Annotated in this window: 9 protein-coding genes; 5 read left to right on the top strand and 4 right to left on the bottom strand. The window is 70.0% G+C overall.

Annotation, left to right across the window (positions count from 1 at the left end):
• Positions 1-32: 32 nt before the first annotated feature.
• Entirely contained in the window at positions 33-2,234 is a 2,202-nt protein-coding gene (locus RM479_RS06720; RefSeq protein WP_311510843.1) for a (Fe-S)-binding protein, read from the bottom strand.
• 786 nt (positions 2,235-3,020) lie between these two features.
• On the opposite strand from RM479_RS06720, the gene dnaK reads away from it, so the two are divergent.
• From dnaK to clpB, 5 genes are all read left to right on the top strand, one after another.
• On the top strand, positions 3,021-4,877 hold the full coding sequence (dnaK, locus tag RM479_RS06715; protein ID WP_311510842.1) for a molecular chaperone DnaK: 1,857 nt from the start codon (positions 3,021-3,023) through the stop codon (positions 4,875-4,877).
• Between the two features lie 37 nt (positions 4,878-4,914).
• Positions 4,915-5,652, top strand: coding sequence for a nucleotide exchange factor GrpE (gene grpE, locus RM479_RS06710; protein WP_311510841.1), 738 nt, complete (start codon positions 4,915-4,917; stop codon positions 5,650-5,652).
• A 129-nt stretch (positions 5,653-5,781) separates the two neighbouring features.
• Positions 5,782-6,939, top strand: a complete 1,158-nt coding sequence (gene dnaJ / locus RM479_RS06705; protein ID WP_311510840.1) for a molecular chaperone DnaJ — start codon at positions 5,782-5,784, stop codon at positions 6,937-6,939.
• A 5-nt stretch (positions 6,940-6,944) separates the two neighbouring features.
• Positions 6,945-7,433, top strand: a complete 489-nt coding sequence (locus RM479_RS06700; RefSeq protein ID WP_274810750.1) for a heat shock protein transcriptional repressor HspR — start codon at positions 6,945-6,947, stop codon at positions 7,431-7,433.
• 95 nt (positions 7,434-7,528) lie between these two features.
• Positions 7,529-10,135: an ATP-dependent chaperone ClpB gene (gene clpB / locus RM479_RS06695; RefSeq protein ID WP_311510839.1), complete on the top strand. Its 2,607-nt coding sequence runs from the start codon at positions 7,529-7,531 to the stop codon at positions 10,133-10,135.
• A 55-nt stretch (positions 10,136-10,190) separates the two neighbouring features.
• Here the strand turns inward: clpB and RM479_RS06690 are convergent, their stop codons facing one another.
• The 3 genes from RM479_RS06690 to RM479_RS06680 form a co-directional block, all read right to left on the bottom strand.
• Entirely contained in the window at positions 10,191-10,415 is a 225-nt protein-coding gene (locus tag RM479_RS06690; protein WP_311510838.1) for a DUF2283 domain-containing protein, read from the bottom strand.
• Positions 10,416-10,456: 41 nt separating this feature from the next.
• Complete coding sequence (locus tag RM479_RS06685) at positions 10,457-11,353, bottom strand: DUF4258 domain-containing protein (RefSeq protein ID WP_311510837.1); 897 nt, start codon at positions 11,351-11,353, stop codon at positions 10,457-10,459.
• Between the two features lie 298 nt (positions 11,354-11,651).
• Positions 11,652-12,647 (bottom strand): NAD-dependent epimerase/dehydratase family protein, encoded by a 996-nt coding sequence (locus RM479_RS06680; RefSeq protein ID WP_311510836.1) that lies wholly within the window; start codon positions 12,645-12,647, stop codon positions 11,652-11,654.
• Positions 12,648-12,825: the final 178 nt, after the last annotated feature.

Raw genomic sequence — 12,825 nt, 5'->3', positions numbered from 1 at the left:
TCGGGGCAGGGTTCCCCCTCGTGGAGGGGGGACTAGGCGTCGGCGGGCTCCGCCTTCTGCGGCTTGTCGCCCTTGATGGAGCGCAGCAGCAGCTGGGAGACGTCGACGACCTCCAGGGTCTCCTTCGCCTCGCCCTGCGACTTCTTCTCGTTGATCGCGTCGCCGAGCATGACCTGGCAGAACGGGCACGCGGTGGACACGGTGTCGGGGTTGGTGGTCAGCGCCTCGTCCACCCGCTCGGTGTTGATGCGCTTGCCGATCCGCTCCTCCATCCACATGCGGGCGCCACCGGCGCCACAGCAGAAGCCCCGTTCCTTGTGGCGGTGCATCTCCTGCGTCTTGACGCCGGGCACCTTCGCCATGATGTCGCGCGGAGGCGTGTACACCTTGTTGTGGCGGCCCAGGAAGCAGGGGTCGTGGTAGGTGATGTTCTCGTCGATGGACTCGACGGGGGTCAGCCTGCCCTCGTCCACCAGCTTGGCCAGCAGCTGGCTGTGGTGGACGACCTCGTAGGTACCGCCGAGCTGCGGGTACTCGTTGGCGAGGGTGTTGAAGCAGTGCGGGCAGCTGGCCACGATCTTGGTGACGCCGGCCTCGTTGAGGGTCTCGACGTTCTGCTGGGCCAGCATCTGGAAGACGTACTCCATGCCCAGGCGGCGGGCCGGGTCACCGGTGCACGCCTCCATGCCGCCCAGGACGGCGAACTTGACGCCCGCGATGTCCAGGAGTTCGGCGATGGCCTTGGTGGTCTTCTTGGCGCGGTCCTCCAGGGCGCCGGCGCAACCGACCCAGAACAGGTACTCGGTGTCCGCGTCGAGCTTGTCGTCGACGACCCGCACCTCGACCGGGTTCTCCTGGGAGGCCAGCTCCTCGATCCAGTCCATGCGCTTGTCCTCGGACATGCCCCACGGATTGGCCTTGTTCTCCAGGTTCTTCAGGAGGGTGTTGGCCTCGGACGGGAAGTTGGACTCGACCATGACCTGGTAGCGGCGCATGTCGAGGATGTGGTCGATGTGCTCGATGTCCACCGGGCACTGCTCGACGCAGGCGCCGCAGTTGGTGCAGGACCACAGCTCGTCGGGGTGGATGACGCCACCCTCCTCCTCGGTGCCGACCAGCGGCCTCTCCAGGAGGGCGAGGACGTCGACACCGGCGTGGCTCTCGTCGGGCTTCTCCGCGAGGGTCTCGGCGTTGATGCCCTGGAGCAGGTACGGGGCCTTCTCGTAGGCGTGCCGCTGAAGGTCGAGGATGACCTTCTTCGGGGAGAGGGGCTTGCCCGTGTTCCAGGCGGGGCACTGGGACTGGCAGCGACCGCACTCGGTGCAGCTGGTGAAGTCGAGGAGACCCTTCCAGGTGAAGTCCTCGATCTTGCCGGCGCCGAACGGGTCCTCGTCGGGGTCGGCCTCCTCGAAGTCGAGGGGCGCGGTCACGTCCTTGTTCATCATCTGCTTGGCCGCGCCGAGGGACGGGATCCCGTCGGCGTTGCGCTTGAGATAGATGTTGACCGGCGCGATGAAGCGGTGCCAGCCGACGCCCATGGTGAGGTTGCGGGCCAGCACCATGAAGAACGCGTAGCTGATGATCAGCTTGAAGGCGGCGATCAGGGCGATGGCCGGGTCGGCCACGGCCGCGTCACCGGGCAGGACCGCGCCGAGGGCGTGCGAGATCGGGGTGGCCCAGACCGGGAAGGGGAAGGTCTCGGAGGCGACCTTGAATCCGCGGATCGCGAAGATCGCCAGGAGCAGACCGATGATGTACGCCTCGACGTAGTACGCGGTCCAGTGCTTGGAGTGCATGAAGCGGGACTCGCGGCCGATCCGCTTCGGACTGTTGATGATCCGATAGGCGGTCAGGCCGAGGATGCCGACGAGGCTGGTGCCGGCGATGAACTCGATCGCCAGGCCGTACACGGTCCAGTCGTAGATGATCGGCAGGTGGAAGTGCGGGTCGAAGACCTCGCCCTGCGCCTCGATCACGGTGAAGACCAGCAGGGGGAACGAGACCATCACGAACCAGTGGGCCACACCCACCCAGGGTCGCTTGAGCATCCTGCCGTGGCCGATGATCTCGATGATCGCCATCGTGAGCCGTTGTCCGAACGGCCCCTTGCGATCGGCCTCCACCGGTCGGCCCACACCCACGGTCCGCACGATCTGGCGGATGGCCAGACCGAACATGGTGAAGGCGACCACGGCGAGGACCGAGGTGATGACTCCCAGTGTCAGGTACAACATCGCCCGTGGCCTCCCATCCTGCTGCGTCGGCCGGTGCGCCACACACCGGCGGTCGAGTCTTATGTTACTAGCGGGTAATCGCAAGGCGGCCATCGGCTCTGCGGGGAACCGTGACCACGCAGGGGCAACGCTAGTGACTCCCGTCGCAACAGAACCACGCGGGTCCGTACCAATTCCCTCGTGACACGCGCTCCGGTCCCGGCGCACCCCGCGAGCGCCCTCCGACCCCGGCCATTCCATCGCCCGCCCGCGCCACTCGGCATCGGTCATTCCACCGGTCGCGCATAAAGCACGCTACGCGACATATCGGACATCAGGGCGTGCCCGTCGTCCAGAGCCGACGGGCACGCGGCGGGAGGGGCGGGACCCAGACCCCGGAGAAGGCGCGGGACGCCTCGCGCGGGGCGGTGCGCACGCGCGCCCGGGGATCCCCGGGCGACGGCGGGAGGGCCCGCCGCAGGGGGCCTCGGCGTGGGCGCGGGCGCGCACCACCACCGGCGGGGTCGGCACCCGTCGCAGCGGACCGGCGTCCGGCAGGGCGCGCGCACCACCCCGGTCGGAGGTCGGGGTGGACCCTGAGTCGCGGTCAAGGATGCCCCCGGGTTCACCCGGGCTTCCGTCATCTTCCTCGTGAAACCACCCCACACCGGGAACAACCTCGCCTGGTCGGTCGTTGTCAGGTCGTAGAAAGTAACTTGAGTCCGGTCGACTCAACTGACTTGACATTCTTCGCCGGACGAAGCAAACTTACGCCTGAACGACTCAACTTTGACGGAGGAAGCAACCATGGCTCGTGCGGTCGGAATCGACCTCGGTACGACGAACTCCTGTGTCGCGGTCCTGGAGGGTGGCGAGCCCACGGTCATCACCAACGCCGAGGGTTCCCGCACCACCCCGTCCGTCGTCGCCTTCGCCAAGAACGGCGAGGTGCTCGTCGGCGAGGTGGCCAAGCGCCAGGCGGTCACCAACGTCGACCGGACCATCCGCTCGGTCAAGCGCCACATCGGCACCGACTGGTCGGTGAAGATCGACGACAAGACCTTCAACCCTCAGCAGATCAGCGCCTTCATCCTCCAGAAGCTCAAGCGCGACGCCGAGTCCTACCTCGGCGAGGACGTGGCCGACGCGGTCATCACCGTCCCCGCGTACTTCAGCGACTCCCAGCGCCAGGCCACCAAGGAGGCCGGCACGATCGCGGGCCTCAACGTCCTGCGCATCATCAACGAGCCCACCTCGGCCGCGCTCGCCTACCACCTGGAGAAGGAGGACGAGGCGACGATCCTCGTCTACGACCTCGGTGGCGGCACCTTCGACGTCTCCCTGCTGGAGGTCGGTGACGGCGTCGTGGAGGTCAAGGCCACCAACGGCGACAACCACCTCGGCGGCGACGACTGGGACCAGGCGATCGTCGACTGGCTGGTCGAGAAGTTCAAGAACTCCAACGGCGTCGACCTGTCCAAGGACAAGATGGCGCTCCAGCGTCTGCGCGAGGCCGCGGAGAAGGCCAAGATCGAGCTGTCCAGCTCCAGCGAGACGCAGATCAACCTGCCCTACATCACCGCTTCGGCGGAGGGCCCGCTGCACCTGGACGAGAAGCTCACCCGCGCCGAGTTCCAGCGGCTGACCGCCGACCTGGTCGAGCGGACCAAGATCCCGTTCCAGCAGGTCATCAAGGACGCCGGGATCAGCCTGAGCGAGATCGACCACGTCGTCCTCGTCGGCGGCTCCACCCGTATGCCGGCCATCGTCGAGCTCGTCAAGGAGCTGACCGGCGGCAAGGAGCCCAACAAGGGCGTCAACCCGGACGAGGTCGTCGCCATCGGCGCCGCGCTCCAGGCCGGCGTGCTCAAGGGCGAGGTCAAGGACGTCCTGCTGCTCGACGTGACCCCGCTGTCGCTGGGCATCGAGACCAAGGGCGGCGTGTTCACCAAGCTCATCGAGCGCAACACGACCATCCCGACCAAGCGCTCCGAGATCTTCACCACGGCCGACGACAACCAGCCGTCCGTGCAGATCCAGGTCTACCAGGGCGAGCGCGAGATGGCCCGCGACAACAAGAAGCTGGGCGTCTTCGACCTGACCGGTCTGCCCCCGGCGCCGCGCGGCGTCCCGCAGATCGAGGTGGCCTTCGACATCGACGCCAACGGCATCGTCAACGTCACCGCCAAGGACCTGGGCACCGGCAAGGAGCAGTCGGTCACCATCTCCGGTGGTTCGGCCATGTCCAAGGACGACATCGACAAGATGGTCCGCGACGCCGAGCAGTACGCCGAGGAGGACCGCAAGCGTCGCGAGAGCGCCGAGGTCCGCAACAACGCCGAGTCCCTCGTGTTCCAGACCGAGAAGGTCATCAAGGACAACGAGGACAAGATCCCGGCGGACGTGCGCTCGGAGACCGAGGCCGCGCTGGGCGAGCTGAAGACCGCCCTGGAGGGCTCGGACGTCGACGCCATCCGCTCGGCGAGCGAGAAGGTCGCGCTGGCCAGCCAGAAGATCGGTTCGGCGATCTACAGCCAGAACCAGCAGGGCGGTGCCGACGGCACGGCCGCCGGTGAGTCCGCTGCCTCGGACTCCGCCGACGACGCCGATGTCGTGGACGCCGAGATCGTCGACGAGGACAAGGACAAGGGCGACCGGTCCTGACCCGGTCCGGGCCGAGAGGAAGGAGGGCACGTCGCACATGGCGCTGTCTGACAACACGAACGGCACCACCGGTGACGGCGAGGAGCGCCAGGGCCCGGTGATCCGCGACAACCGTCGCATCGACCCGGAGACCGGGGAGGTGCGCGAGTCCAAGGCGGAGGAGACCGCCGAGGACACCGCGGAGGAGGCCGAGGGGACCGAGGCCGTCGAGGACATCGAGGGCGTCGAGATCCCGGACACCCCCGAGCAGGTGGTGTCCGAGGCGATCAACGCCGACGAGCGTGTCGTGGAACTCACCAACGACATCAAGCGGGTGCAGGCGGAGTACTCCAACTACCGCAAGCGCGTCGAGCGGGACCGGGCGGTCGTCCGCGAGGTCTCCACCGCCCAGGTCCTCGGTGAACTCCTGCCGATCCTGGACGACATCGGCCGGGCCCGTGATCACGACGAGCTCAGCGGCGGTTTCAAGGCGGTGGGCGAGGCGCTGGAGGCCACGGTCACCAAGCTGGGCCTGGAGCGGTTCGCGGAGCAGGGCGACGAGTTCGACCCGAACGTCCACGAGGCGCTGACCCTGATCCCGGTCCCGAACATCGCCGCCCAGACGGTGATGGAGGTCTTCCAGCCGGGGTACCGGTTCGGGGAGAGGATCCTGCGCCCGGCCCGCGTGGTCGTCGGTGACCCGATCGACGGCGGCGAGGCCGCCGAGGCCGGGGAGAAGTCCTCGACCGGGGCGGACGAGACCGCTCCGACCGGGAACGGTGAGAACGGCGAGTAGCGGGGACACCCGTAGGGCTCCGGCCGCATCCGACGGGTGCGGCCGGGAGCCCGGCCCCGGGCCCGCCGGGCCCGGGGCCACCTGGCAACATCGGACGCGACCTGAGCAGCGGGAGAAGGCACCCAGTCGATGAGCACCAAGGACTACCTGGAGAAGGACTACTACAAGGTCCTCGGAGTCTCAAAGACCGCCTCCAAGGACGAGGTCAAGACGTCCTACCGCAAGCTGGCACGCGCGAACCACCCTGACGCCAACACCGGCGACCCCCAGGCGGAAGAGCGCTTCAAGGAGATCTCCGAGGCGTACAACGTCCTGTCGGACGACAAGCGCCGCAAGGAGTACGACGACGCGCGCTCCCTGTTCGGCGGTTCCTACCGCCCCGGCGGGACCGGCCCGGGCGGGTTCGACATGAGCGACCTCTTCGGCCAGGGCACGGCCGGTTCGGGGGGTGGCGGCGAACGCCTCAGCGACCTGTTCGGCGGACTGTTCGGCGGCCGGGGGCGCGGCGGGACCACGACCCGCAGCCGGCGCGGCACCGACGTGGAGACCGAGACCGATCTGAGCTTTCGCGAGGCCGCGGAGGGCGTGACGCGCTCCTTCCAGCTGGCCAGCGACGCACCGTGTCCCACCTGTAAGGGGACCGGCGCCAAGGCGGGCACCGCCCCGCGCATGTGTCCCAAGTGCACGGGCACCGGACACGAGAACACCAACCTGGGCGGCTTCTCCCTGTCCGAACCGTGCAGCGAGTGCAAGGGGCGCGGGCTGGTCGTCGACGACCCCTGCGTCACCTGCCACGGCAGCGGCCGGGGCAAGAGCACCCGCACCATCCAGACGCGCATCCCGGCCGGGGTCGCCGACGGGCAGCGCATCAGGATCAAGGGCAAGGGGGCGCCCGGGGAGAACGGCGGCCCGGCGGGCGACCTGTACGTCGTCGTTCACGTGAAGGAGCACGCGGTGTTCGGCAGGAGCGGCGACAACATCACCATCACCGTTCCGGTCAGTTTCCCGGAGGCGGCGCTCGGCGCCGACGTGCGCATCCCGACGATGAGCGGCTTCCCGGTGACGGTGAAGGTACCGCCGGGGACGCAGAACGGGCACAAGCTGCGGGTGCGCGGCAAGGGCGCGACCCGCAAGGACGGCACGACGGGGGACATGATCGTCACCCTGGAGGTCACCGTCCCCAAGAACCTCAACGGTGACGCCCGCGAGGCCTTGGAGAAGTTCCGCGCCGCGACCTCCGACTACGACCCGCGCGACGATCTCGAAGCGCGGGCGAAGGGGGCATAGGACCGATGAACGACTCCTTCGGTGTCGACGCGCCGGTCTACGTGATCTCGGTGGCCGCGGAGTTGGCGGGGATGCACCCGCAGACGCTGCGGCAGTACGACCGGTTGGGGATCGTCTCCCCCGGTCGGACCTCCGGACGCGGCCGGCGCTACTCCATGCGCGACGTGCAGACGTTGCGCGTGGTGCAGCGGCTGTCGCAGGAGGAGGGCATCAACCTGGCCGGGATCAAGCGGATCCTGGAGCTGGAGCACGAGGTGGAACAGCTGCGCGAGCATGTCTTCCACCTCGCCAACGAACTGGAGGCGGCTCGTCGGGCGGTGGCCCGGCGGGCGCGTCCACCCCGCCCCGAGGGCGGTCCCGGAGTGCCCGGCGAGCTGGTCCGGCGCACCCGCGTGACGATCTTCAACACCGCCGAACCCACCGGTGACGGTCCCCGGGGCGACTCCGCGCAGGAGGGCCCCGAGCGGGAACGCACCGGTGACGATGAGGCCTGAGCGGTTCTGACGGGGCTCCGCACAGCGGCACGGGGGCACGTTCGACCGAGCGACATCACTCTTCGTGACACTACTTGTGAAAGGAGTCACCGGACATGAACTACAAGCTCACCCAGAAGAGCCAAGGGGCCCTGTCGGTGGCCATCCGCAGGGCCACCACGGACGGCAACCCCCAGACCGAACCGGTGCACCTGCTGGCCGCGCTGCTGGAGCAGGCCGACGGCATCACCCGTCCCCTCCTCAAGGAGGTGGGCGCGGACCCCCACCTGCTCAAGGACAAGGTGGACGCGGCCATCGACGCGCTGCCCAAGGTGTCGGGGTCCACGACCGCGTCACCGAGTTCCTCACGGCAGCTCATCGTCTCCATCAACACCGCGGCCCAGCGGGCCGAGCGCATGGAGGACGAGTACGTCTCCACCGAGCACCTGCTGGTGGGCCTGGCCACCGACGGCGGTGAGGCGGCCCGACTCCTGCGGGAGGTCGGCGCCACCCCCGAGGCCCTGTTGGAGGCCTTCGAGCGGGTGCGCGGCAAGGGTCGGATCACCACGGAGAACCCCGAGGAGACCTACCAGGCGCTGGAGAAGTACGGCGTCGACCTCACCGAGCGGGCCCGCGAGGGCAAGGTCGACCCGGTGATCGGCCGGGACGGCGAGATCCGGCGGGTCATCCAGGTGCTCAGCCGGCGCACCAAGAACAACCCGGTGCTCATCGGCGAGCCCGGTGTCGGCAAGACCGCGGTGGTGGAGGGCCTGGCCCAGCGCATCGTCGCGGGCGACGTGCCCCAGTCCCTGCTCGGCAAGCGGCTGATCAGCCTGGACCTGTCGGCGATGGTGGCGGGCGCCAAGTACCGGGGCGAGTTCGAGGAACGGCTCAAGGCGGTCCTCCAGGAGATCAAGGACTCCGACGGCCAGGTCATCACGTTCATCGACGAGCTGCACACCATGGTCGGCGCGGGCGCCGGCGAGGGCGCCATGGACGCCGGCAACATGCTCAAACCGATGCTGGCCCGCGGTGAGCTGCGCATGGTCGGCGCGACCACGCTGGACGAGTACCGGGAGCGGATCGAGAAGGACCCCGCGCTGGAGCGGCGCTTCCAGCAGGTGTTCGTGGGCGAGCCGTCGGCCACCGACACCATCGCCATCCTGCGCGGCCTCAAGGGCCGTTACGAGGCGCACCACAAGGTGCAGATCTCCGACTCGGCGCTGGTGGCCGCCGCGACCCTGTCCGACCGGTACATCACCGCGCGGTTCCTGCCGGACAAGGCCATCGACCTCATCGACGAGGCCGCGTCCCGGCTGCGCATGGAGATCGACTCCAGTCCGGTGGTGATCGACGAGCTGCGACGCACCGTCGATCGCCTCAAGATGGAGGAGATGGCGCTGGAGAAGGAGTCGGACGCGGCCAGTCGGCAGCGCCTGGAGCGGCTGCGCTCCGAACTCGCCGACCACCGGGAGCGGCTCGACGGCCTGGTCGCCCGGTGGGAGCAGGAGAAGGCCGGCCTCAACCGGGTCGGTGACCTCAAGGGGCAGCTGGACGAGCTGCGCACCCGGGCGGAGCTGGCCGAGCGCGAGGGCGACTTCGCCACGGCGTCCCGGCTGATGTACGGGGACATCCCCCAGCTGGAGAAGCAGCTGGAGGAGGCGTCCCAGGCGGAGGAGGCCACCGACAAGGGCGCCACCATGGTCAAGGACGAGGTCGGCGCCGACGAGGTCGCCGAGGTCGTGTCGTCCTGGACCGGCATCCCCGTGGGCCGGCTGATGGAGGGCGAGACCTCCAAGCTGCTGCGCATGGAGGACGAGCTGGGCAGGCGCCTGATCGGCCAGCGGGCCGCGGTGACGGCGGTGGCGGACGCGGTGCGGCGGGCCCGGGCCGGCATCTCCGACCCCGACCGGCCGACCGGTTCCTTCCTGTTCCTCGGTCCGACCGGTGTCGGCAAGACCGAGCTGGCCAAGGCGCTGGCGGAGTTCCTGTTCGACGACGAGCGGGCGATCGTGCGCATCGACATGAGCGAGTACTCCGAGAAGCACACGGTGTCCCGGCTGGTCGGCGCGCCCCCCGGGTACGTGGGGTACGAGGAGGGCGGTCAGCTCACCGAGGCGGTGCGCCGCCGCCCGTACACGGTGGTGTTGCTGGACGAGGTGGAGAAGGCCCACCTGGAGGTGTTCGACACCCTGCTCCAGGTCCTGGACGACGGTCGTCTGACCGACGGGCAGGGGCGGGTGGTGGACTTCCGCAACACGATCCTCATCCTCACCTCCAACCTCGGCTCGCAGTTCCTGGTGGACCAGACCCTGGACGAGGCGACCCGTGGACAGCGGGTCATGGACGTGGTGCGGACGACGTTCAAGCCCGAGTTCCTCAACCGGCTCGACGACGTCATCATGTTCGACGCGCTGTCCATCGAGGACCTGACGAGGATCGTGGACCTCCAGGTGGAGAAGCTGGCCCGCCGACTGGCGGACCGGCGGCTGGAGCTGGAGGTGACGCCGGGGGCACGGGAGTGGCTGGCCATGACCGGCTACGACCCCAACTACGGCGCCCGGCCGCTGCGCCGCCTGGTGCAGTCCTCGATCGGCGACCCGCTCGCCCGCGAGCTGCTGTCGGGGGCGCTGGCCGAGGGGGACACGGTGGTGGTGGACGTCGGCGAGGCCGCGAGCGGCCTGACCGTCGCGCCGCGCAAGGCCGACGCCCCGGCGTCATAGCCGGGGAGCATGCGACACGAGGGGCCGCCCGGCGGGCGGCCCCTCGCCGTGTGCCCTACTCCGCCTCAGCGGTGGCGAGCAGTTCCGGGCGCAGGACCCGGCTCGCCCCCAGCACCTCCACGCCGAGCAGGAAGCCGCGCGCGTCGAAGTCGAGGACGATCTCGCCTTCGGGGTCCGGGGTGGGGATCGAGTGCCGCTGGGTCTCGGCCTCCCCGTCGCCGATGTGGTCGACGACGGTGATGTAGGCCGCGTCCACCTCCGCGTCATAGCTGATCTTCATGCGCTCCCCCTCTTCCGTACGGGTGGGCTCCGAAACCCGGTTCAGCCCTTGGTGACGGTGATGATGTTGCCGGACTTGTTGTCGACGATCACGCGGACGCGGTTCTTGCCGCTGCCCTGGGTGAACACGCTCGTGCCCTTCTTCCCGGCCGTCTTCCGACCGTTCTGGACGACCTGTTGCACGAGCTTCTGGCTGACCTTGCGCTTGGCCATCTGGGTGAGCGCGTGCGCCGTGAAACGGGCGCCCACGGCCAGCACCGGGATCCAGAACGGGTCGGCGACCACCGGGAAGGCGGTGGTGGCACCGACCGTGACCCGCTGGACCAGCCGGCCCCGATCGACCCGGTAGGAGGTGGGCACCGGCGTCCCGTGGGCGTCCACCGCCCACGGCGGGGCGAACGTCCCGGCGAGGTGCCCGTCCCCGGTCCGCACGGCCGCGCCGCCGTCCTCCAGTTCGACGAGTTCGGCGCCTTCGGGCAGGTCGATGTCGAAGGCGTACTCGTCGGGTGCGTCGGCGGAGGCGATGTACACCAGCAGGCGTGCGCCGCCCAGGTCCTCCGCCCTGGCCGCCGAGGCGAAGTCGTCGGAGCCGCCGGTGAACAGGACGCTCCCGGAGTCACCGACGAAACCCTCCGCCCCCTCGGGCCGGGGCAGGTCGACGCGCATCGGGGCGTCCGCGCCGTCCAGGGGGATGCTGACCGCGGCCTCGGGGTCGGCGGCGACGGTCGCCGTCCCGGGCGGGCCCGCCGGGGCAGATCCGGGGAACGCCTCGGCCAGGGCGAGGGCGTCGGCCAGGGCGACCGTGTCGGCGACCCCGTCGATCCGTTCCAGGATCCGGTCGGGGGAGGGTTCCCGCTCCTCCGCCGCGACGACCGCCGTGTCGGAGATCAGGAGTGCCGCGACGATGCCGATCGCCCAGGCGGAATGCCGCTTTCTCAACTGTGAACCGTCCCTCTGGTGAGTGGGTGTGAGGACCGCACGGAGCAGGGCACGGCACGAGGACGCCACGTTCCGTGGCGGGCCGCGGGCACACCTCGCACGGGGACGTCCGGGATCCGCGTGGGAGGTGCGCCGTGTGGGCCGTCGAAAATCCTCCCGTCGACGGCGGGGTCCCCCTGTCATCCCACGGGAGGATTCGGCACCGTACCTTCGTCGTGTCCCAGGGGTGCGTCCACCTGACTTCAGTGGTGGTCCTACCGCCGCGGTCCCTCCTCGCCCTCGTTGGGAGCCTCAGTCGTCAGTCGCGGGTGAGACCGGCGAGCAGGCGCTCCTCCGCCCCGTCGGGCAGGCCCACCCGGGGGCGGTCGGGCCGCTGCGGGGCGATGCCGCCGATCGAGACCAGCCACTCCCAGGTGTCCGCGACGGTCTCGGCGACCGGCCGACAGCGCAGCCCGGTGGCCAGTGCCCGGGAGACGTCGTTGTCGTGCAGGGCGGCGTGCAGTTCGCCCGGGGGCGTCCACACCGGAAGCTGCGACCAGGGCTCCACCCCGGCCTCGGCGATCCGCTCGGGGGTGAGCCACACGGGTTCGGCGTCGGAGCCGGTGACCTCGACGCAGGCCGCGAGCAGGTCGCCCATGGTCGCGTGTCCGGCCGGGCTCACCAGGTTGTGCGGACCGGACACCCTCGCCGCCGTGGCGTCCAGGGTCCACGCGGCCAGGTCGCGGGCGTCCACGTACTGGATCGACAGGTCGGCGGGCCCGGGGGCGGGGAAGGGGCCGCCCCGGGCGATACGGTTCAGCCACCAGGGCAGTCGGCCGATGTTCTCGTGGGGGCCGAGGACGAGCCCGGCCCGCGCGGACAGGGAGCGGTCCCCGAAGACGGCCTCGACGGCCAGCTCGCCGCCGCGTTTGTCCGCCGGGTAGTCGGTCCCGTCGGACTCGGGGTCGGCCCGAACGGTCGGCCAGGTCTCGTCGGATCCGGGGTCGGAGGGGTAGGCGTAGACGGAGCAACTGGAGACGTAGGAGTAGCGGCCGACCCGGTCGGCCAGCAGTAGGGCCGACTCGTTGACCACGCGGGGCGCGGCCGACCACGTGTCGACGGCGGCGTCCCACTCGCCCTTCTCCAGTTCGGCGAGACCGCCTTCGGCCAGCCGGTCCCCGTGGAGCACGGCCGCCCCCGGCGGCGCGGTCCGCGTCCCCCGGTGGAACACGGTGACGTCCCACCCCCGCTCCAGCGCGTCCTCGACGACGGCCCGCCCGACGAACTCCGTGCCGCCCAATACCAGAAGTCTCATGTCCGGCAGTCTGGACCGTTCCGGGCGGTGAGCGCCAGGGTTGAACGCCATGGGCGGAAGCGACATCCGGCGACGGCCGGGAGGGACGGGACCGGCGGGCGGTGGGGAAGGCATGGCGTCGGCCCCGTACCTGGTCGACGGGTCCGCCCCCGAGGAGGTGCGTCGTGGCGGGCACGCC

This window comes from Nocardiopsis lambiniae, from assembly GCF_031845465.1.
GTDB lineage: Bacteria > Actinomycetota > Actinomycetes > Streptosporangiales > Streptosporangiaceae > Nocardiopsis > Nocardiopsis lambiniae.
Note: the sequence above shows the minus strand (reverse complement) of the source record. Positions and strands in the feature narration are given on the sequence as shown.

Excerpts from the sequence above, each read along its gene's own strand:
- dnaJ (WP_311510840.1), top strand. The coding sequence starts at position 5,782 with ATGAGCACCAAGGACTACCTGGAGAAGGACTACTACAAGGTCCTCGGA.
- RM479_RS06680 (WP_311510836.1), bottom strand. The coding sequence starts at position 12,647 with ATGAGACTTCTGGTATTGGGCGGCACGGAGTTCGTCGGGCGGGCCGTC.
- RM479_RS06720 (WP_311510843.1), bottom strand. The coding sequence starts at position 2,234 with ATGTTGTACCTGACACTGGGAGTCATCACCTCGGTCCTCGCCGTGGTC.
- grpE (WP_311510841.1), top strand. The coding sequence starts at position 4,915 with ATGGCGCTGTCTGACAACACGAACGGCACCACCGGTGACGGCGAGGAG.
- RM479_RS06690 (WP_311510838.1), bottom strand. The coding sequence starts at position 10,415 with ATGAAGATCAGCTATGACGCGGAGGTGGACGCGGCCTACATCACCGTC.
- clpB (WP_311510839.1), top strand. The coding sequence starts at position 7,529 with ATGAACTACAAGCTCACCCAGAAGAGCCAAGGGGCCCTGTCGGTGGCC.
- RM479_RS06700 (WP_274810750.1), top strand. The coding sequence starts at position 6,945 with ATGAACGACTCCTTCGGTGTCGACGCGCCGGTCTACGTGATCTCGGTG.
- dnaK (WP_311510842.1), top strand. The coding sequence starts at position 3,021 with ATGGCTCGTGCGGTCGGAATCGACCTCGGTACGACGAACTCCTGTGTC.